Source organism: Aquitalea sp. S1-19, assembly GCF_024343515.1.
Genome location: NZ_RJTZ01000057.1, coordinates 1 through 20,827 on the forward strand (window position 1 = coordinate 1; position 20,827 = coordinate 20,827).

At 60.2% G+C, this 20,827-nt stretch carries 22 protein-coding genes; 7 read left to right on the forward strand and 15 right to left on the reverse strand.

All coding sequences use genetic code 11. The annotated features are described in order from the left end of the window. The 3 genes from EGI20_RS10070 to EGI20_RS10080 all read right to left on the reverse strand — a co-directional run. On the reverse strand, positions 1-789 hold a 789-nt coding region (locus EGI20_RS10070), incomplete at its 3' end, for a hypothetical protein (RefSeq protein WP_498631337.1). Then, positions 782-1,699 (reverse strand): transglutaminase domain-containing protein, encoded by a 918-nt coding sequence (locus EGI20_RS10075; RefSeq protein WP_498631338.1) that lies wholly within the window; start codon positions 1,697-1,699, stop codon positions 782-784. The genes EGI20_RS10075 and EGI20_RS10070, both read right to left, overlap by 8 nt. A gap of 64 nt (positions 1,700-1,763) precedes the next feature. After that, complete coding sequence (locus EGI20_RS10080; protein WP_160796654.1) at positions 1,764-2,012, reverse strand: hypothetical protein; 249 nt, start codon at positions 2,010-2,012, stop codon at positions 1,764-1,766. Between the two features lie 227 nt (positions 2,013-2,239). Here EGI20_RS10080 and EGI20_RS10085 point away from each other — a divergent pair, with 227 nt between their 5' ends. The 5 genes from EGI20_RS10085 to EGI20_RS10105 are packed head-to-tail and all read left to right on the forward strand — an operon-like array spanning position 2,240 to position 5,868. Further along, entirely contained in the window at positions 2,240-2,857 is a 618-nt protein-coding gene (locus EGI20_RS10085; protein WP_498631339.1) for a LemA family protein, read from the forward strand. Further along, on the forward strand, positions 2,854-3,711 hold the full coding sequence (locus EGI20_RS10090) for a TPM domain-containing protein (RefSeq protein WP_498631340.1): 858 nt from the start codon (positions 2,854-2,856) through the stop codon (positions 3,709-3,711). Before EGI20_RS10085 ends, EGI20_RS10090 begins: the two co-directional genes overlap by 4 nt. Next, positions 3,711-4,214 carry a TPM domain-containing protein gene (locus EGI20_RS10095; RefSeq protein ID WP_498631341.1) on the forward strand — a complete coding sequence of 168 codons (504 nt, stop codon included), beginning with the start codon at positions 3,711-3,713 and terminating at the stop codon, positions 4,212-4,214. The genes EGI20_RS10090 and EGI20_RS10095 overlap by 1 nt, the downstream gene beginning before the upstream one ends. Continuing rightward, positions 4,208-4,954 carry a lysozyme inhibitor LprI family protein gene (locus EGI20_RS10100; protein WP_498631342.1) on the forward strand — a complete coding sequence of 249 codons (747 nt, stop codon included), beginning with the start codon at positions 4,208-4,210 and terminating at the stop codon, positions 4,952-4,954. Before EGI20_RS10095 ends, EGI20_RS10100 begins: the two co-directional genes overlap by 7 nt. A gap of 41 nt (positions 4,955-4,995) precedes the next feature. Further along, a complete protein-coding gene (locus tag EGI20_RS10105) occupies positions 4,996-5,868 on the forward strand; it encodes a peptidoglycan-binding protein (RefSeq protein WP_498631343.1) in 873 nt (290 codons plus the stop codon). A 73-nt stretch (positions 5,869-5,941) separates the two neighbouring features. On the opposite strand, the gene EGI20_RS10110 is transcribed toward EGI20_RS10105, so the two are convergent. Beyond that, entirely contained in the window at positions 5,942-6,721 is a 780-nt protein-coding gene (locus tag EGI20_RS10110) for a basic amino acid ABC transporter substrate-binding protein (protein ID WP_498631344.1), read from the reverse strand. A gap of 317 nt (positions 6,722-7,038) precedes the next feature. Between EGI20_RS10110 and EGI20_RS10115 the strand changes: the two genes are divergently transcribed. After that, positions 7,039-7,545, forward strand: coding sequence for a YgjV family protein (locus EGI20_RS10115; RefSeq protein ID WP_498631345.1), 507 nt, complete (start codon positions 7,039-7,041; stop codon positions 7,543-7,545). A gap of 87 nt (positions 7,546-7,632) precedes the next feature. Here the strand turns inward: EGI20_RS10115 and aqpZ are convergent, their stop codons facing one another. From aqpZ to EGI20_RS10170, 11 genes are all read right to left on the reverse strand, one after another. Further along, positions 7,633-8,331: an aquaporin Z gene (gene aqpZ / locus EGI20_RS10120; protein WP_498631346.1), complete on the reverse strand. Its 699-nt coding sequence runs from the start codon at positions 8,329-8,331 to the stop codon at positions 7,633-7,635. A gap of 48 nt (positions 8,332-8,379) precedes the next feature. Continuing rightward, positions 8,380-10,731, reverse strand: a complete 2,352-nt coding sequence (locus tag EGI20_RS10125) for a phosphoketolase family protein (RefSeq protein ID WP_498631347.1) — start codon at positions 10,729-10,731, stop codon at positions 8,380-8,382. 229 nt (positions 10,732-10,960) lie between these two features. After that, positions 10,961-13,414 carry an acyl-CoA dehydrogenase gene (locus EGI20_RS10130; protein ID WP_498631348.1) on the reverse strand — a complete coding sequence of 818 codons (2,454 nt, stop codon included), beginning with the start codon at positions 13,412-13,414 and terminating at the stop codon, positions 10,961-10,963. A 27-nt stretch (positions 13,415-13,441) separates the two neighbouring features. Next, complete coding sequence (locus EGI20_RS10135; RefSeq protein WP_124734476.1) at positions 13,442-14,083, reverse strand: TetR/AcrR family transcriptional regulator; 642 nt, start codon at positions 14,081-14,083, stop codon at positions 13,442-13,444. A gap of 211 nt (positions 14,084-14,294) precedes the next feature. Then, positions 14,295-15,467 (reverse strand): O-succinylhomoserine sulfhydrylase, encoded by a 1,173-nt coding sequence (locus tag EGI20_RS10140; protein ID WP_498631353.1) that lies wholly within the window; start codon positions 15,465-15,467, stop codon positions 14,295-14,297. Positions 15,468-15,587: 120 nt separating this feature from the next. Continuing rightward, the gene (gene purF, locus EGI20_RS10145) at positions 15,588-17,111 is read right to left on the reverse strand and encodes an amidophosphoribosyltransferase (protein WP_498631349.1); all 1,524 of its coding nucleotides are present in this window, start codon (positions 17,109-17,111) and stop codon (positions 15,588-15,590) included. A gap of 83 nt (positions 17,112-17,194) precedes the next feature. Further along, positions 17,195-17,680, reverse strand: coding sequence for a CvpA family protein (locus tag EGI20_RS10150; RefSeq protein WP_498631350.1), 486 nt, complete (start codon positions 17,678-17,680; stop codon positions 17,195-17,197). Beyond that, entirely contained in the window at positions 17,677-18,402 is a 726-nt protein-coding gene (locus tag EGI20_RS10155) for an SPOR domain-containing protein (protein WP_498631351.1), read from the reverse strand. Before EGI20_RS10155 ends, EGI20_RS10150 begins: the two co-directional genes overlap by 4 nt. Before the next feature lie 43 nt (positions 18,403-18,445). Continuing rightward, positions 18,446-19,726 carry a bifunctional tetrahydrofolate synthase/dihydrofolate synthase gene (gene folC, locus EGI20_RS10160; RefSeq protein WP_498631354.1) on the reverse strand — a complete coding sequence of 427 codons (1,281 nt, stop codon included), beginning with the start codon at positions 19,724-19,726 and terminating at the stop codon, positions 18,446-18,448. A 36-nt stretch (positions 19,727-19,762) separates the two neighbouring features. Beyond that, positions 19,763-20,185, reverse strand: a complete 423-nt coding sequence (locus tag EGI20_RS10165; RefSeq protein ID WP_498631352.1) for a protein YgfX — start codon at positions 20,183-20,185, stop codon at positions 19,763-19,765. A gap of 6 nt (positions 20,186-20,191) precedes the next feature. Continuing rightward, complete coding sequence (locus EGI20_RS10170) at positions 20,192-20,548, reverse strand: hypothetical protein (RefSeq protein WP_124734482.1); 357 nt, start codon at positions 20,546-20,548, stop codon at positions 20,192-20,194. Positions 20,549-20,701: 153 nt separating this feature from the next. Between EGI20_RS10170 and EGI20_RS10175 the strand changes: the two genes are divergently transcribed. After that, a partial coding sequence (locus EGI20_RS10175; RefSeq protein ID WP_498631355.1) for an ATP-binding cassette domain-containing protein occupies positions 20,702-20,827 on the forward strand: 126 nt, incomplete at its 3' end.

Genomic DNA, 20,827 nt, shown 5'->3' on the forward strand with positions numbered 1-20,827 from the left:
CGCCGTGCGTTTCGCCACCACAGAGCGGCGGCGCAGCGGGAAGGCAAACAGCAGCCCGGCAGTCACCGCGAGCACCTGCGCGACAAACTTCACATCGTCGCGCCAGACGGCGGAGATCACCGGCTGCGGCGCCTGTGCGGCGTCGAGACTGGCGGCGGGGCGCTCGACACGGAACAGCAGCGTGTAAGTGCCGACCCCTTGCCCGAGCACGCCGCCGCGATTGACATAGCGCCCCGGCGGCAAATCTGCCCCCGGCCTGAACCCGCTATAACTGCCCAACGTGCCGTCCGCGTGGGCGACCAGCACATAGCCCGCATCATCGCGTGCCTCGGCCTGCACCACGATGCCGTCGCGGGCGACGCGCACCGCCTCGCCCAGCACCGCCCGTCCCTGCGCCTCGCCACCTGCCAGCGCCCCCATGCTGGGGATGGGCCGCAAGTAGGCGTAGCTGTCCTGATGCTGCGCCGACACGAGGCCGGGCCGGCTGCGGCGATTGAAGCTGACCTGCGCCCCCGGTGCCAGCCTGATTTCGGCGATGACCCGGCGCACTTCTTCCGGCCTGATTTCGACCTGCATGGGCCACGACTGCGTCGAGGATTGCACCGCCCAGGCCGGCGTGACTTCGATATGTACCGTCTCCGCCCAGCGACCGTTGCCCGACAGCGCAAGCGAGGTGCGCCCGTCGCTCAGGTGTTCGATATGCAGCTCGGACGCCCACAAGGGCGCACAGAGCAGCGCCCACAGCAAGCCCAGCGCCACACGTCCGTAATGCCAGCCATGCTTAATCAAGGCGCTGCCCTCCTTTGACCAGATAGGCCGCCTCGATGCGGCCGGTGTCCTTCTCCACCCCCAGGCCAGAATTTTCTGCGGTCGGCTCAAGCGCGTAGCAGCTTCCGGTACCGGCAATTTGACGACCCGCTTTGCCGCGCAGTGCTTCGGGCGCGTGCTCGAAACAGGCCATCGGGTAGACATGGCCCGGCTCGAACACCATCACGCTGCGGATGCCCAGCGTTTCGAGCAGGCTGACTGCGAGAATAGTCTTGTCCTCGCAGTCGCCGGCCGCTGCCGCCAGCGTCTGCCGCGGCGGCTTGATATAGTCGCGCCCGCCATCCGGATCGTTGCGGTAGTCGATACGGTCGGCGACGAAGCGCGCGATGCTGTCCGCCTCGCAAGCCTGATCGCGTACGGCGCAGCCTTTAACCAGACGCGATGCGAGCACATTGATTTCCGGGTCACGCGCATCCACTGCGGCCAGATAGTCGCGGTGCGGGTCGTCACGCAGCGGCCCGGCGATGCCCGGCACGGCGCTAGTCATTTTTGCCATTTGCAGCGCACCCGCCTCCGGACTGCGGTCGTACAGCAGCAGGCACACGCTGACACCGAACATGGCAAGCATGACCTTCCAGCCAGCGTCGAAGGTCGCCCGGTAATAGCGCAACACCAGCCAGGCCAGTGTCACCGCCGCCCACAATGCAACGGTACGGCCAAGGTATGGCATCGCCCACTGGCTGACGGGCAAGGCCAGCACCAGCACCAGCACGCCCAGCAAGACCAGCACGGCGGGTGCCTGACGACGGTTGCCGGACAGCGGCGTGCGACACTGTCCGCACAAGGGGCGGCGCGACGCCGCATTGTGCTGATCAATCCGGTTGGCACGCCCGCAGTGCGGGCACTTGCAATAAGAAAAATCTTCCGCCATTCATTTGCCCCATGGGTCATGCGAAAACTATTCAAGCGGACGATGAGCTGTGCCCGGCTGCGGACTATCTGCGCCGCAACAGCCGGCGCGGCAGCAGCCAAACCGGCAGCAGCATCAAAAGCGCGGAGAGTCCCAATGCCAGCCATGCCGGCAGCCCCAAACCGAAGGCCAGGGAAAAGCCCAGCGCCTGACATGCTTCCAGTGGCGCCAGCAATAGGTGCAAGCCGGACAGGCCGGCATAGCCATCCAGCAAAGCCGCTTCGAAATAGAGAATGGCCAGGCCAAACGCCACATAGATCAACCGGTAGGTCATACGCCATCCCTTAGTCATAAATAAATGTTATCTTAACAGCACACACGCCTTGCATCTGCCGTTTGATATCGGCCTGTTGTGCTTTGAGCGAGCCCCGTTCCCGCAAGCCGGCCAGCGCCATGATGAACGCCACGGCAATCAAGCCTCACTGCGGCCCTTGTCCTGTCCTACTCTGGTGAGGTTACCCTTTTCTCTCAGTCCCACCCCGTTTCAGTAAGGAGAAGATCATGCGACAACTGTGGATGCTTTTATGGGCGCTTAGCCTCGCCACGCTGAGCGGCTGCGGCTACAACACCCTGCAATCGACTGACGAGCAAGTGAAAGCGGCCTGGTCCGAGGTCTTGAACCAGTATCAGCGCCGTGCCGATCTGGTGCCCAATCTGGTACGCACGGTGCAAGGCTATGCCAGCCATGAAAAAGACGTGCTGCTGCAGGTGACCGAGGCACGCTCGCGGGTGGGCAGCATGCAAATCACACCCGAGCTTGCGAATGATCCGGCGGCACTGGCGCGTTTTCAGCAGAATCAGGCGCAGCTGGGCGGCGCGCTATCGCGCCTGCTGGCGGTGGCGGAAAATTATCCGCAACTGAAGTCGGACACCGGCTTTCGTGACCTGCAGGCCCAGCTGGAAGGTACGGAAAACCGCATTACCGTGGCGCGCAACCGCTATATCAAGGCGGTACAGGAATACAATCTGAGCGTGCGCAGCTTTCCCTCCAACCTGACCGCGATGGCCATGGGTTATCAGGTCAAACCCAACTTCAGCGTCGAGAACGAGCAAGCCATCTCCACCGCGCCGACCGTCGATTTCGGCCAGACACCCGCCAAACCGGCACCGGCGCAATGATCAGCCCGCGCGCGCTGCGCCTGCTCGCGGCGCTTGCCCTGTTGCTGCCGCTGTGGGTGGGGCTGGCGCATGCCCGACAGGTGGCCATACCGGCCTTGAACGCCCATGTCACCGACCTGACCGGCACCTTGAGCGCAGAGCAAAGCGCGACACTGGACGCCCGACTCGCCGCGTTTGAAACGCAAACAGGCAGCCAGATTGCACTATTGATGGTGCCCACAACCGGCGATGAAACCATCGAGCAATACGCTCTACGCGCCGCCGAGCAATGGAAACTGGGGCGCAAGGGGGTGGATGACGGGGCGTTGTTAGTGGTCGCCAAGGACGACCGCGCTTTGCGCATCGAGGTAGGCTACGGTCTGGAAGGGGTGCTGAACGACGCCACCAGCAAGCGCATTATCAGCGAAGTGATCGTGCCGGCTTTCAAACAGGGCCATTTTTACGATGGACTGGAGGCAGGTCTGAACAGCATGATGCAGGTGATTAAGGGCGAAGCCCTGCCCGCCCCAAAGCAGGCGCAGCCATCCCTGCAAACGCAGTTATCCGAACTGGCGCCGCTGCTGCTGATGGCGGTGTTCATCGGCGGTGCCGTATTGCGCAGCCTGATCGGGCGCTTGCCGGCTGCTTTCCTCACCGGTGGCGGCATCGCCATCGCAGTATGGATGCTGTTGGGTGTGGGCATCCTCGCCCTGCTTTCAGGCCTGATGGCTTTTGTCTTGACCCTGATGGGAAACATGGCTGCTTATAGCCGCGGCGGGTCGGGCCGCAGCAGCGGACATGGCGGCGGTTTTGGGGGCGGCTTCGGCGGGGGCGGCGGTGGTTTTGGCGGAGGCGGCGCCTCGGGAAAATGGTGATGACAAAACTGACACGCATCTTGCGCCACCTAAGCCTAAGCAGCTGGCAGCTCAGGCGCACCTTTACTCCTGCGCTGCTGGATAATATCGAACACGCCATACGCGCAGGCGAGCAACGCCATTGCGCCCAAGTGTGCTTTGCGGTGGAAGGCGCCCTCTCCGGGTGCGCACTGCTGGCCGGCACGACAGCGCGTGAGCGCGCGATCGAGGTGTTTTCGCGCTTGCGCGTGTGGGACACCGAGCACAATAACGGCGTGCTGATCTACCTGCTGCTGGCCGATCGCGATGTCGAAATCGTTGCCGATCGCGGCATCAGTGCCCGCGTGGCACCGGCGCAATGGGAGGCCATTTGCCACACGATGGAAGCCGCATTTCGCCAGGGCCAGTTCGAGCAGGGTACGCTTGCCGGCATCGAGGCGCTGACGCAGCTTTTACACCATCACTACCCGGCAAACGGCACACCCCGGCCCAATGAAATTGCCGACCGGCCGGTCGTATGGTGAGCGCAGCAAACTGGCTGCTGCCTGCCGCCTTACTCTTATCCTCGGCCGCACAGGCATTTGACTGCCAGCGTGCGGCCAGCCCTGACGAGCGGCTGATTTGCGCCGAGCCAGCCCTTATCGCACTGGATAAGGAACTCTCCGACCTCTATCGCGCTACGCTTTCCGCCTCGCCCCGGCCCGCTTTACTCAAGGCGCAACAACGCGCCTGGCTCGCCGTAGAGCGCGCGCGCTGTCGCGACGAGCCCTGCCTGAGCGCGACTTACCGCGCCCGGCTCCAGACGCTTCATTCGGCATGGCGCAGCTTTAGCGACCCTGCGCTGGGCATCGCCTTCCCTTACCCTGTCAGCCGCCCGCCCGCACGCGGCTGTCGTGACAGCAAAAGCTGTATCGCACTGGGGCGCGGTCATGAGCCTGAGCTGAGCGCCGAAGTGTTTGACGGCGCCTGGGAAAACATCGCGACTCAGCAGGCGGTGTTCGAGCGCACGGCGCAAGGCTGGGTCGCACACGGGCGTAATGGCAGCTATCCGGTGCAAACCCTGCATGGCAGTGGCTGGCAAGGGCTGCTGGCGGTGGTGGACTGCGGGGTCAGCGATAGTCAGGGTTTTCATGGCGCCGGCGGGGAATGCCTGTGGGCGGTCGCGGGTAATGGCCGGCGCGCCGTGGTATTCGATAGCCAAGGCCTTCGCGGCAATGATGAGGCCAGCCGCTATAGCATCCGCCACCTCAAGTTTCTGCCCTGAGCTGTCCTAGACTGGAGACTTCTACCCTGCGAAGCGCTGCCATGAAAACGCTAGTCGACACCCTGACTCCCTTGCTGCCCAAGGCCAAAACCGAATATCTGCAAGCCCTGCGCGAGGGTGGCGCGCTGCTGGAGCAACACGGGCTGAATACGCCGCTACGGCTTGCCCACTTTTTGGCGCAGATGCTGCACGAAACCGGCGGCTTAAGCGTGCTGCGCGAAAACATGAATTACAGCGCACCGCGTTTAAGCCAGATTTTTGGTGTGGGCCGGCACAGCGCCGCCATCACCCCGGCACAGGCGACGGCACTCTCCGGCCACCCCGAGGCGATTGCCGAGCGCGTTTACGGGCTGGGCAATCCGCGTAAAGCCAGGGAGCTGGGCAACACCGAGGCGGGGGATGGTTTTCGTTTTCGCGGCAATGGCCTGCTGCAAACCACAGGCCGCGGCAATCACCGGCGTATGGGTGAGGCCTGTGGTGTCGATTTCGAGGCACACCCCGAATGGGGCACCGTGCCCGGGCATGCACTCAAGCCGGCGCTCACCGAGTGGAGCGAAGGCAAGCTGAATGCGCTGGCCGACAAAAACGATATTCGCGCCATCACCCGGGCCATCAATGGCGGTTACAACGGCTTGCCCGAACGCATGGCCTGGTTCGCCAGGCTGTGGCCCTTATTGCAAGAAAGTAATCAGGCAGCGTGGCAGCATGCCGAGCCGGACAATGACAGCAGCTGGTTGCAGCAGGCATTAAATGATCTGGGAGCGAACCCCAGACTGATAGTCGATGGGCGCTATGGGCCGGCGACAACACGCGCGGTGCGCGCTTTCCAGCAAGCCGCGCATATCAAGGCCGACGGCATTGCCGGGCCGGTGACGCGCGAAACCATCAAATTGCGGCTGGCAACACTCAGGTAAGCATCAAAGTCTGCCGCCGCAAACACCACGCAACGATGCGCCGGCAGGCACATCGTTGCTGCAGGGCTTTAAATCAGGCCTTGCCGAAGTATTTCTCGTAAATTTTCTGGTAAGTGCCCTCTTCCTTCACCTTGCGAATGCCGCCATTGATTTTCTCCAGCAGTTCGGCGTCGCCCTTGCGCACGGCAATACCGTAGTATTCCTTGTCAAAGTCTATGCCCTCGATCACGGCCAGCTTGTCACCACCGTTATGGGTGATGTAGTTAGCCACGACGCCGTTGTCCCCGATGGTGGCCTGCACGCCGCCGTTCTCCAGCTCCTTGAGCGCCAGATCAAGCGACTCGAAACGCTTGATGTCGGTACTGGTCGCGCCCATCAGTTTCTGAGCAATGGTGTCACCGGTTGAGCCGGCCAGTACCGAAACCTTCATTCCCTTGAGCTCTTCAGCCTTGGCAATGTTCTTGCCAGTTGGCAGTACGACCAGCTGGGTTGCTTCAAAGTAAGGCTCGCTAAAATCCATGGAAGCCTTGCGCTGCTCGGTAATGGTGATCGCCGACATCAGAAAATCGCTGTCGCCATTGGCCAGCCCGTTAAAAATGCCTTCCCACGGGGTATTGCCCATCTCGACCTTCATCCCTGCTGCATCGGCAACAGCCTGCGCCAGTTCGATCTCGAAACCCTGCAACTTGCCATCGGCGGCTACCGATTCAAACGGTGCAAATGCCGCATTCACGCCCATGCGATACACCTTATCAGCCCCTGCCCCACCTTCCGCCACAGTCTCGGTCTTGCCGCCGCAAGCGGCCAGCACCAGCGTCAATACGACGGCAAGGCTCTTGATATAACGCTTCATTTTTATCTCCTACAAGTCATCAGCAAGGTCAGTAGTGGATGGTCTACCCCCAGAATCAGCCACCCTTAATGGATAAATTATCCAATTCAGCTAGATGATATTGCATTGAAATGACGTTGGCCAATCACATTTACAAGAAATGACTATCAAAAAATAGGCATTCTGACGGGAAAGATCGTAAGGTCAGCCCCAGCGCCGTCCGGTCGATGCGCGGGAAAATCAAACCGGCACGCTAAATTTCAATTGCATAGCGCAAGACGAAGACCACGACAATACGATAAGATTGTAAATTCTCACTTACACTAATTGCGGTCGCCATGACCCCGTTTTTGCTGTCACAGATTTGCATTGCCATCGCAATGTGCTTCGATGTCATGACATTCCAGTTCAAGCAGCGCAAGCATGTGGTGTATTGCCTGGTCTCAGCCAATATCCTGATCGGCCTGCACTTTTTCCTGCTGGAACAGTGGACGGCGGTGCTATTGATGGCGATTGCAGCCTTACGCAATACGGTCAGCCTCTATCTCAACTCGCGGCGCATCATGTTTGGCTTTATCGGGCTCACCCTGATCGTAACCGCCATGACTTACCAAAGCGCTTTGAGTTTGCTGGCGGGCGCAGCGGCCTTGTTGCCGAATATCGCCATGTTCAGTGGCTCGGATAAAAGAATGCGGATTTTGCTGATGGTGAGTACCTGTATCTGGATCCTGCATAACAGTCTGGCCGGCTCACCGATGGCCATTTTGATGGAGGTACTCTTTCTGGCCGGCAATCTGGTCGGTTATTACCGCTTCTACCTGCGCGGCGACCGCCGGCTCGCCTGAGTACTTCAGTAAAGCTGTTACACATGAAAAAGCCCGGGAATGACGCCCCAGGCTTTTTGCAATCAGGCGGCGCTGCCACCCCAGTCGTCAGGCACTTTGGTTGTCGTCCACCAGACGGTACAGCCAGCCACCCAGCACACCCCCAACCAGAGGTGCCAGCCAGAACACCCACAACTGGGCAACGGCCCAGTCGCCAACAAACAGCGCAACGGCGGTGCTGCGCGCCGGGTTAACCGAGGTGTTATCGACCGGTATCGAGATCAGGTGGATCAGCGTCAGGCACAAACCGATCGCCAGGGGTGCGAAGCCTGCCGGCGCTTTTTTGCTGGTCGAACCCATCACCACGAACACAAACATCATGGTCATCACAACCTCGCAGATCATCACCGCACGCAGATCGTAACCACCAGGCGAGTGTTCGCCGTAGCCGTTACTGGCAAAGCCACTGGCCAGATCGAAGCCGGCCTTACCGCTGGCAATCAGGTAGAGCACGCCAGCCGCAACCAGACCACCAATCACCTGGGCGATCATATACGGCAACACCTTGTTGGCCGGGAAACGCCCCCCTGCCCATAGGCCTACCGAGATTGCCGGATTAAGATGGCCACCCGAGATCGGACCGATGGCGTAGCAGGCAGTCACTACGGTCAGGCCAAAGGCGAGCGCCACACCGGCAAAGCCGATACCCAGTTCGGGAAAGGCGGCCGCCAGCACCGCGCTGCCGCAGCCACCCAAAACCAGCCAGAAAGTACCGATACCCTCGGCAAGATAGGCTTTCATATTCATCTCCGTTTCAATTTTATATATTAGCTTTTGATCATGTGGCTTGGCATTTTATGCATCCAGCTGCAGCCCCAGCTCACCGGACAAACATGCCAGCACATGATGGCGACTTGCGCAGTTGGCATGCAGCATCCCTTCTTCATCCAGCGTGCCTCCCTGATTGATATAGCCCAACGCGCGCCAGATGCGCGCACTCCTTGCCAAGGGCCACAAGATACCGCTCATGGTTTCAGGCCGGGTATGGGTCAGCAACAGGCGCAAGCTGCCGGCAGGAAAGACGTGCTCGCGCGCCTCGGCGCTCAGGCAATAGGCTGCCTCTGTCGCATCCCTTGGCGCGCGCAGGCGAGCCGGCTCAATCAGTGCGATCACCTCATGCGCTACGCCGTGCTGCGCCAGCACCGCGGAGGCGGCCAGCATTTCGTTCAGTTGCGCTGCACCCATAGCCAGCAATTGCACCTGCTGCGACGACTCGCCGCTGTGCGCGATGCGTACCCAGCCCTGAGCCAGCGCCTGCCATGCACAAGCCATATCCAGATGCTGTGGCTGCACGCGCTTGGGCACAATGAGATTGCACACCTGCCCATGGCTGCTGTAACAGGACAATAAGGCGGCCACCGCTGTTGCCGCATCAAACGGAAACAGTACCCGGCAACTATCGGCCATCTCGCCCAGCAAGGCCTCGGCCAGAGTCGTGTCCTGATGCGACTGTTCGTTCTTGCCGTTTTCCCAGGTGTGCGAGGTCGAGATCACCGGCACCGACAGCCAGTGCGGCGCGCGACCGGCCGCGCGCAGATGGCGGGCAAAAATCACCTCCTGACGGATGGCCCCCAGCATCTTGACGGCAAACGCCTCATAACTCGCCACCAGCGACAGCCCGCCCTTATTGGCCAGTGCGGCACACACAACGGCCTCCTCGTTCAGCGCGGTAATCACGCAGCCATCCTGCGCCTCGGCAATGCCGGCCTCGGGTGCCAATACCCGGTGCTTGAGCTTGTCCAGTGTGCGGCACAGGTGATTGCTGCGCATCTCGTCCGGGTTGCCCACCCGCACCCGCAGACCGGGATTGGCATCGATCAGCGCGCAAAATGCGCTATCCAGCGCATCCATGGGGGAAGACGAGCCGGCTGGCTCCGGCACAGGCAGCGGCAATTGCGGGATGGGAATATTCCGGCAAGCCAGCGCATTGTCGCGCTCGCGCAGCCGGCCTTGTGCATCGTGACGGGATAGTGTGGCGCGTGCTTCCAGTATGGCGGGCAGGCACTGATAGAGAACACTGGCACCGGCGTGAAACTCGGCTCGCGCCGCCGCATCAAGATAGGGGTTGGCGCATAAAGGCAGATTGTGCGCGGCATTCGTGCCGGCACCGGGAAAGCCCCAGCCCTTGACCGTCTCGGCCACGATATACGGCAGCGGCAAAGGCAGGACAGCACGCCCGGAGGCGACCGCTTCTGCCGTGGCTTCCAGCCTGTCCTCGGCCTCTAGAATGGCGCAGGCAAAAGCGGCAGGGTCGCGCCCGTCTATCAGCATGGGTGCAAAGCCGTTGAGTGTCAGGTGGCGGCAGAACCAGCCCACGCCGTCAGGACGCCCCATACTGGTTTTCTGATCGATACGCCGGCCGTTGGCTATCATCACCGGCACCACCAGCCCGCTATCGGCACTACGCCACCAGCGGCTCATCCAGTCGCTACCACGCTGTTCCTCGAATGCGCCATCGCTCAGAAAAGCCACCAGACGCTCACCCGGCAAGGGCATATGCACATACTGCAGTTCAGCAAAACCCAGATAACCGCCCTCGATCAGGCCGCCGGCGGTGTAAGCGTTGACATGACTGCCCAACGGACAGTCCATCTGGTAGGAGTAAAAATCAGCGGCCAGCCGGCTTAGCCCCGCCTCGGACAAGGCATAGCGCGCGGCATGCGCCGGGCTCATATTGTCCAGCAGCACATTGCAAGCATCGATGGCAGCCACACAGTGGCCCTGCCCCATCAGCCAGGCACGGGTGTGGCCAGTCAGCGAATTAGCCGCCATATAGCCCAGATAGGCAACCACCATATTGAGCGAGCCGCCGGTATGCCCCTCCGGCTGCGCCTTGAAGTCAGCGCTGTCCAGCGCCCGCCCATCCAGATACACCCGCTCGGCGTAGGTCATATGCGCAACCAGCCACATGCCGGCACACGCCAGCACATCGGCGGCGTGCAATTGTGCATAGACATCCGCACGGCTGTTCACTTTCCCCGCTGCGAGCAAACGCCCGGCCAGTTTATATACCGCCAGCTGGGTTGCACTGCCATGCACGACAGGCCCGACGCCCAGTGCCCACGCCGCAAAATCCGCATCGGCCGCACGATAAAGTGCGGCCTCGCGCTCGCCCTGATATTGCCGGGCTTCGTCATCCATCACCATGACCACCACTCCCCCTCTGGCCGGCCACGCTGCGTGGCCGCAGGTTTGAGAATAGCCAAGGGCAGGCTGGACATAAATTTATGGTCAGCCTGACCGAATAGAAAACAGCCCAGCAAGCGTAGCCTGCTGGGCTGTTGAATTCAGACGGACCATCTCATTAAGCCCAGCCTGCCTTACCAGGCAGCCGGGCTTTTTGATTGCACGGGCAAGGCCCGCGCTCAAGCAATACTCAGAAAATCACGCGCGACAACATTTGCTCGTCGTGGTGGGTCATGCTCTTGTCGAAATCATCGACCATGATCACTTCGCGCTTCAGGCGTCGGGCGCGGGACACCGCAGCAAACTCCTCCTGCGACAACCAGCCCTTGGCCAAGGCCTCGTCCAGCCGCTCGCGCGCGGTAATGGTCGCGAACTTGCCATCGCGTACCAATTTCTTCAGCTTGGTTTCTGCCGCTTCGGTCGCAATGATGGCCAGCATGGCAGGTTCGAGTACGCCGACTGCATCCGCTTCATCCTGCGGCTTGTAGACACCCTGCACCAGACGGTCGCGTGCGGCACCCGGCGTCATCATCAGGCGGGCAATTTTGGTGCCGGTACGGTCACTGGCAGGTTTGGCAGTCATGCCCCACGGGAAGATGATCTTGCGCAAGACCCAAGCCAGCGGCTTGCTTGGCAAGTTGCACAAAAAGCCGTCCATCGCCTGCTGCACATCGTAGATGGCGCTTTGTACCGCATAGTGCATCAGCGGCAGATCATCCTTTTGCGCGCCCTGATCTTCGAAATGCTTGAGCGAAGCCGAGGCGATGTACAGGCCGGACAGCATGTCGCCCAGACGCGCCGAAAGTTTCTCGCGGAACTTGAGCGTGCCGCCCAGGCTAAACATGGCCATATCGGACAGCAGGGCAAAAGCACTGGAGTAGCGCGTCAACTGGCGATAATAGCATGCGCTCTCGCCAGCTTTCGGGCTCGCGGCAAAGCGCGCACCAGACAAACCCAGCCAGAGCGAGCGGAAGATATTGCTGATGACGAAGTTGATATGGCCGGTGATCGCCTGGTCAAACTCCACCACATCGTTGGCCATGGCCGATTTCATTTCACGCAGCACGAAAGGATGGCAACGGATCGCACCCTGGCCATAGATGATCATGGAACGGGTCAGGATATTGGCGCCTTCCACCGTGATGCCGATAGGAATAGCCTGATAGGCACGGCCCAGATAGTTGCGCGGCCCCAAGACCACAGCCTTGCCGCCATGCACATCCATCGCGTCGTTCAGCACTTTGCGCATGCGCTCGGTGTTGTGATACTTGAGAACGGCGGACAAGACCGATGGCTTCTCGCCGATATCCAGTCCGACCAGCGCCAGATTCTGTGCCGCTTCCATCTGGTAGGTGTAGCCGCCAATGCGCGCCATGGCTTCGTCCACCCCTTCGAACTTGCCGATAGGCAGGCCGAACTGGTCGCGTACGCGGGCAAAAGCGCCGGTGGCAAAGCTGGTGAACTTGCCGGTCGCAACCGACATCGCCGGCAGCGAGATGCAGCGGCCAACCGACAGGCACTCGACCAGCATGCGCCAGCCTTTGCCGGCATTGGCCTGACCGCCGATAATCCAGTCCATCGGGATGAATACGTCACGCCCCGAAGTCGGGCCGTTCATAAAAGCTGCGCCACCCGGATAGTGGCGACGGCCGATCTCAACGCCTACATGCTCGGTCGGCACCAGCGCACAGGTAATGCCCAGTTCGTCTTTGTCCCCGATCAGATGATCCGGGTCATACATTTTGAACGCCAGGCCAAGAATGGTGGCCACCGGTGCCAGCGTAATCCAGCGCTTTTCCCAGCTCACACGAATGCCCAGCACATTGTCGAAGTGCTCGCCCGAACGCGGGTCGGTATAGGAACCACGGCAGACAATGCCGTAGTCCGGAATCGAGCCTGCATCAGAGCCTGCCGACGGACTGGTCAGCGCAAAACACGGCACTTCCAGACCTTTGGCCAGACGCGGCAGGTAATAGTCTTTTTGTGCTTCGGTGCCATAGTGCTGCAATAGTTCGCCCGGCCCCAAAGAGTTGGGCACCATCACCGACACGGCCGCCGTACCGCCACGGGTGGCGATCTTGGTGACTACCTTGGCATGCGCGTAATTGGAGAATTCCAGACCGCCATATTTCTTTTTGACGATCATGCCCAGGAAACCGTTGTCCTTGATGAACTGCCACACCTCAGGCGGCAAATCCTTCAATTCATGGGTGATTTTCCAGTCGTCCACCATCGCGCACAAGGCTTCGGTCGGACCATCAATAAACGCCTGCTCTTCCGGCGAAAGCTTGGGATCGGGGAAAGCCAAGAGGCGCTTCCAGTCAGGCTTGCCGGAAAACAAATCCTTATCCCACCACACCGTGCCTGCGTTGATGGCTTCCTGCTCGGTCTGGCTCATGGCCGGTGTAATCTTCTTGAAGATTTTGAACACCGGGCCGGTAAAGAGCGCGCGCCGCAAAGGCGGCAGATTCAGGATCAGCGCAACCACGGCAAATGCCCCCCACAGCCCGGCAGCAATCGAACAGCCACCGATAAACTGGGCGGCAGCAAGCCAGGCAGCAATAAGCAGCGTCCAGGCAATAACCGGTGCGCGCCAGTAGGCGAGCACACCGATCAGCAAGACAAGAGCAAGGGCGTAAATCATCTTATGGTTTCCTCGTATTGACCCGTTTCAGTCAGAAGCAGGCATGGTCAGACCTGCAAGTACAAAGGGCACTAGATGCTGGACGATGGCTTCCGGGTCCCGCGCGGTGACGACCGGGCTTTTACGGAAGATTTTCAGCACATCATTACCGGCAAAGGCATTGAACATCAGTCCAAAGGCGAAGTGCATGCGCCATGACAGATCCTGCTCGCCAAGCTCAGGCAACGCACGGCGAAAAGCCTGCGTATAACGCTCGACAAATTCACTGTACTCGCGTGACAGCGCCTCGCGCAGCAGTCTGTGGTTCTCCACCAGCGCGCGCGACAGCAAGCGCACGAATAAGGCTCCGCCACGCGCAGGATCGCGCGACAACGCCAGGCAAGGGCGAATGAACGTCATTACCACCCGTTCTATCGAATCCCCTGCCCCTTTTGCCTCGAGCGCATCCAGTTCCGCCAGGCACGCGCTGATCAGCGGCGTAAAGCGGCGCATGAATACCGACTCGAATAGCGCGTCTTTGGAACCGAAGTGGTAGTTGACAGCCGCAAGATTGACTTCAGCTTGCTGGGTAATCATGCGCAGTGAAGTCGCCTCGAAGCCGTGTTCGACAAACAGCAACTCGGAAACTTCGAGTATTCGGGTGGCGGTATCGGAGCGATTCACTTCCATAGCATTAAGCGTCTTTTGTATGTTTGCAGTTAGGTCTGTTGTATTCATTTTATTGTTCGAACAACCGTTTGAAACTTACGTTTTAAGTTGATCCATGTCAAGCAAATTTGCCCATGGCATGGCCGGATAGCAAAAAAAACCGGCAGCTAGTGCAGCTGCCGTTTGAATTATACGTATGAACAATGAGTAATTATTCTGTTTTTGTCGCGCTTTAGCACAAACCCCGCAGCAAATCCTGTTTCAAATCGTCAATATGCTCGAGGCCAACCGAAATTCGCAACAATCCTTCGCCTATGCCGGCCTTGGCCCGCGCCTCCGGCGTGACACGCGCATGCGTGGTGGAGGCTGGATGGGTGATCGTGGTTTTCACATCGCCCAGATTGGCGGTGCGCGACAGCACCTGACAGGCATCGTAAATACGCCATGCCGCATCGCGTCCGCCTTCCAGTTCGAACGAAACCACCGTACCGCCGGCACTTTGCTGGCGCATCGCCAGCGCATGCTGCGGATGACTGGCAAGCCCAGGATAAAACACGCGCTTGACGCCAGGCTGAGTCTCCAGCCACTGCGCCAGGGCAAGTGCCGAAGCACATTGACGCTCCATGCGGATAAACAGCGTTTCCAGACCCGAGAGCAGCACCCAGGCATTGAATGGCGACAAGGTCGGGCCTGCAGTACGCACATGCAGATAGATTTGCTCGATCAGCGCATCGCTCCCAACGACCGCCCCCCCGTGCACGCGGCCATGGCCATCCAGCGACTTGGTGGCCGAGTGCACCACTAGGTCGGCCCCCAGACGCAAAGGTTGCTGCAGGGCCGGTGAACAGAAACAGTTATCCACCACCAGGAGCGCATCATGCGCGTGCGCAAGATCGGCCAGCGCGGCAATATCCGAAATCTCGGTCAAGGGATTGGAGGGCGTCTCCAGGAACAACAAGCGGGTATTCGGCCGCATGGCGGCGCGCCAGGCTTCGGGGTCCGTGGCCGAAACAAAGCTGACCTCGACACCGAAACGGGTCAGCAAGCCGGAAAACAGATTGATGGTCGAGCCGAACAGGCTTTGCGACGAGACAATATGGTCGCCCGCCTTAAGAAAAGTCAGCATCACACCCTGAATGGCCGCCATGCCGCTGGCGGTGGCAATGGCACGCTCGCCCCCCTCCAGTGCCGCCAGACGTTGCTGAAAAGCCGTTACCGTCGGATTACTGAAGCGGGAATAGGTGTAGCCTTCTTTTTCGCCCAGAAACATCGCGGCAGCATCGGCGGCATTGTCGTAGGTAAAGCTGGACGATAAAAACAGCGCCTGGCTATGCTCGTTAAATTCGCTGGTTTCACGCCCGGCACGGATGGCCAGCGTTTCGGGGTGCAGGTTCGGTTCGCTCATCATGGTTTCTTTTGTCGTGGTTATAAATAAGCTTGAGAGAAAACGGATACGCAAAACGGGGATCAGCACCCGTGCCAGGCACGACGCCAAATCCCCGTTTTATCTGTGTCCAGGCAGGCCTTATATCAGGTTCTGCTCGGCCACATTCAGATTCAAATCCAGCATCTGCGCTTCGGGGCCTTCACTGCCTTTCTTGCGTGCACTCTCTACACGGTCCAAAAAGGCGTCATCGATGTCGCCAGTCACATAGATGCCGGAGAAGCACGAGGTCTCGAAATGCTTGAGCTTGGGGTTGACCGAATGCACGGCTTCTTCCAGCGCTTCCAGATCCTGATAAATCACCGCATCGGCGCCAATTTCGCGCGCAATTTCGGCTTCGCTGCGACCGGTAGCCAGCAATTCGGCACGTGTCGGCATATCGATACCGTAAACATTGGGGAAACGCACGGCTGGCGCGGCCGAGGCGAAATAGACTTTTTTGGCGCCGGCATCACGCGCCATCTGAACGATCTCGCGCGAGGTCGTGCCGCGCACGATAGAGTCATCCACCAGCAAGACATTGCGGTCGCGGAACTCGCAACCCACCGGGTTGAGCTTCTGACGCACGGATTTTTTACGCACGCCCTGGCCCGGCATAATGAAGGTGCGGCCGATATAACGGTTTTTGATAAAGCCTTCGCGGTATGGCAGATTCAGACTCACCGCCAGTTGCAATGCACTGGGGCGGCTCGTGTCCGGAATCGGCACAACCACATCGATATCCAGCTCGGGCAAGACGCGACGCACCTTGTCGGCCAGCATATCCCCCATCACCAGACGGGCCTGATAGACCGAGGCGCCGTCTATCACGCTATCGGGGCGGGCAAAATAGACATATTCGAACAGGCAAGGCGCATGCTGGGCACCTTCGGCGACCATTTTGCTGTGAAAGTCACCCTCGAAGCTGACATACACGCATTCACCCGGTTCTACATCGCGCAACAGGCTGTAACCGGAACAATCCAGCGCCACCGACTCGGAGGCAAACATATATTCGGTCTGGCCATTTTGCTCGCATGTGCCAATCACCAGCGGGCGAATGCCGTTCGGGTCGCGAAAAGCCACCAGGCCATAGCCGGCAATCATCGCCACGACGGCATAGGCGCCCTTGACCCGGCGGTGCACGGCTGCAATGGCTTCAAATACCGCATCCACCGACAACTCGAAGCCCTCGACCCGGTTGGCCAGCTCATGGGCGAACACATTGAGCAGTACTTCCGAATCGGAATTGGTATTGATATGGCGCAGATCATGCCGGTACATCTCGGCTTTGAGTTCTTCGGTATTGGTCAGGTTGCCGTTATGCGCCAGCACGACACCGAAGGGGGAATTCACATAAAAAGGCTGCGCTTCGGCCAGATTATCGGCCGAGCCTGCCGTCGGGTAGCGCACATGCGCAATGCCCGCATGGCCGGACAGCGAGCGCATATTGCGGGTACGGAACACATCACGCACCAGGCCGCTGCCTTTGTGCATGTGAAAGGTCTTGCCATTGGCCGTCGCAATCCCTGCTGCATCCTGACCGCGGTGCTGCAGGACTTGTAGTCCGTCATACAGCAACTGGTTGACGGGCGAGCTGGCAACAACGCCGAGAATTCCACACATATCAAGACTTCCCCGAAGGTTTCTGTTTTTAAAGGGTAGAACGTGCCATCGGTGCAGCGATGCTGCCCGACAGCAAAAATAACTCAGCCAAACTTGATGCGCTCGGCCAGCACTTGCGGCAGCCATGGACGCAGCGACAAAGCCACCTGTTCGAATGGCTGCGCCAGTAACGCATTTTGCCATGTCGGGCTTTTGGGCAAGTCGCTTAAGCCGCCCAGCATCACCAGCACGGTGGCCAGCAATAAGCCACGCGCCAGCCCGAAAAACAGCCCCAGCAGTTTATTGACCCCGCCCAGACCGACCGAATCCACCACACTGGTCAGTGTCAGGCGCAATAGCGCACTGCCAAGCCAGGTCAATAGCAGCAGGACAATAAAGCCGCCGATCAGACGCAGACCATCGCCGGGCAAAGGCAGATAATGGGCCGCCAGCGGCGCAAAGGTCTTGGCCACCCAGAATGCCATCAGCCAGGCAGTCAGCGACAAAACTTCGGCAATCAGCCCGCGCATCAGCGCCAGCAACATGGAGCCGACCACCACGGCCAGCATCACATAGTCAAAAGTCGTCATTTAGCAGAAACCACCATGCCGCTTACGCCAGCCTTGGACAAGCGGGCCAGCGCAGCCTGCGCCTCGGCCTGACTGCCATAAGGCCCCATGCGCACACGCACCACTTCGCCCTTGCTGGTCTGTACCTTGCTGAATTGGGCCGACATGCCGCTGGCGGCCAGACGCGCGCGCAGCGCATCGACTTTGGCTGGGTCGCTCAGCGCGGCAAGCTGCACCATATAGCGGCCGGATGGCGCCGCCTCGGTCTTGGCCGGCGCGCGGCTTTCACGCCCTTCCAGAATGGCCAGCGGATCTTGCTCGACAGCCGGTTTCACCTTAACGGTTTCGACCTTGGGCTGCGGCTTGACCGGCTCGGGTTTGGGAGCCGGCTTGACAGGTTCCGGTGCCGGCTTCACGGCCGGCTTATCAAGCGGCAAGCTTGCCGGAGGCGGCGCAACAGCAACAGTTGGCAGCGGCGCAGGCACGGGCTCCGGCTCGGCCGGAAGGCTTGCCACTATCTCGGTCGGACCGGATGCATCGGGCACGGCATCAACAAGCGGCGCGGACGCATCGGCCACGGCGACTGCCGCAGCGGCTTCCGATGCGGCATGCCCGATCACCTCGATGGCTTCCGGTTTCATTTTTTGGTCGGGAATGGCGCCCAGCACATTCCACAACACAACAGTCGCAACCAGCACCAGTGCCACAGCACCGACCAGACGCCGGCGCGCACGTTTACGCAACTGGGTAAGTTCTTGATCTCTCGATAGTCCGGTCATGCCGCCCTCAAGCAGATTGGGTCCGTGCAGCCATCACGGCCGCTACAGTATGAAACGATCCAAAAACGGTGATTCTATCATTCTCTGTGGCATGCGATAAGGCGCTATGCCATGCGTCTTCCACTTTGGGAAAAACATGGATATTGCGCAGACCATGTGCGGCAAGCTTTTCGGCGATCTCGGCAGCTGTTTGCGAGCGCGGACCATCCAGCCCGCCCACATACCAGTAGTCGATATCGTCACGCAGTATCTCCACCACGGCGTCCAGGTCCTTATCCGCCAGCATGGAGAAAACCGCATAGCGGTTTTCGGCAAACGCCAGTTGGCGCAGGCTGGCCGATAATGCCCGTGCCGCATGCGGATTGTGACCGACATCCAGCACTGTCACCGGCCGCCCCGGCAGAACCTGGAAACGCCCGGGCCACTCGACCTCGAGCAGGCCGCGCTTGATGGCGCCAAGGCTAACCGGCAAACGCGGACGCAAGGCTTCCAGCACGGCCAAAGCCGCAGCGGCATTGCCCATCTGATAGCCGCCGCGCAGCGCCGGCACCGGCAAGGCATGCAAGGCACGCTCACCCATGCGGAACGACCACTGATGATCCATGCGGCTATAGCTGTAATCACGCCCGACACAAGCAAGGCGGGCACCGATAGCCTCGGCATGGGCCAGCAGCGAGCCCGGCGGGTTCGGGTCGGCACAAATAGCCGGCTTGCCGTTACGGTAAATACCGGCTTTTTCAAAACCTATGCTTTCCCGGTCATTTCCCAGAAAAGCCTGATGGTCGATATCCACACTCACCACGACGGAAACATCGGCATCAAACGCATTGGTGGCATCCAGTCGCCCGCCCAAGCCCACTTCCAGCACCGCAACATCGACCTGCTGGCCGATAAAGCAATGCATGGCCGCCAGCGTCCCCACCTCGAAATAACTGAGGCTCACCCCGACTTCGGCCCGCGCCTGTTCCACCGCGACAAAGCCTGCGATCAGCAAGCTGTCGCTGGCGCTTTGCAGGTCGATCGCGACGCGTTCGTTGTAGTCATTGATATGCGGCGAGGTATAGGTGCCCACTTTGAAGCCGGCGCGATTCAGGATGGTCGACAGCATGGCTGCGACCGAACCCTTGCCATTGGTGCCGCCTATCAAGACCACGGGGAAATCGGTATCCAGCTGCATGGCAGCCTTGACCGCACTCACCCGGGCAAGTCCCATATCGATAGTGACCGGGTGGGCGGCTTCCAGATAGGCAAGCCACTGTTCAAGCGTGGAACTGGCGTTGGGTATCATCATGGTGACAACTCTCATTATGGGGTCGGGGGAGGATCAGGGCCTGCGCGCATCCGGCTGCCAGCGCAAAAAGACGCGCAGCTTACGCAAGGCATCGGCGTCTGCGCTGTCCGGCCATAGCGTGAGCCTGCGCCTTTGACTGCCGGCATGTGCCATCACGACACTCAGCCATGGACTGCTGCGGCTATTGCCATCCAGCAGCCAGAGCTCGCTCCTATCCGGAAAAACCGCGCTCAGTACGCCCGAGGCGCTGACGTCCAGACACAAGGGCCGGCGGCGATTGGCGAGCCAGCCCTCGCTTTGCAGGCAAGCCAGCAGCAAGGCTGCATCCAGTAGCAGCAGGACCCACGGTCCATTGCAGTACAGCACCGCCAGCGCAAGGCTTGAGGCCAGCAGGCAAAACAGCAGCAGCGCCAGCAGCGACCGGCGTAAAGTCACGCGAAACGGCCGCAGCGCCATGCCAGCTTACAGCTCGGTCGTCGGCGTATTCAGAATATCGGCGTCCACGCTGTCCAGCACCATGCTGTGGAACTCGACATCGAACCACTGCCAGAACGCCAGCAGCGAGATATCAGCAGGCCAGGCCGACTCGTCTTCGTGCCAGCTGGCCAGCTCCATACGGAATAGCTGCTCGGCCATTTCGTCGATATAGGCAACCGCCTGCTCCGGCTCGTCAAACTCGGGCAAAAGCATGGCGGTACAGTCGGCACGCAGGCTGTCCAGCGTCAGATCTATCATGTCCTCGCCGGATACGGTACGCAGCCACGCAAGAAAAGGCGCGCGCGGTTTGATAATGGCGACGGAGCGATCAACGAAATACATGGTTTATCCTTGGGTGACGGGCAAAACGCGATGGCGGAAAATTAAAGGCAGGCCATCACGGCGCGCATTGTACATGGCTAGCACGGCGTAGCGAAGGCAGGCGCGCATGGCGTGCTACAATCGCGCCATCCCAAACTACCCAGCGAGCCATCCATGGCCCTCATTTCTGTCGAGAAGGCTTGCCTTGCCTTCGGACACCACGCCCTACTGGACCGTGTCGATTTTTCCCTGGAGGCAGGCGAAGTCGTCGGCCTGATCGGCCGCAACGGCGCCGGCAAA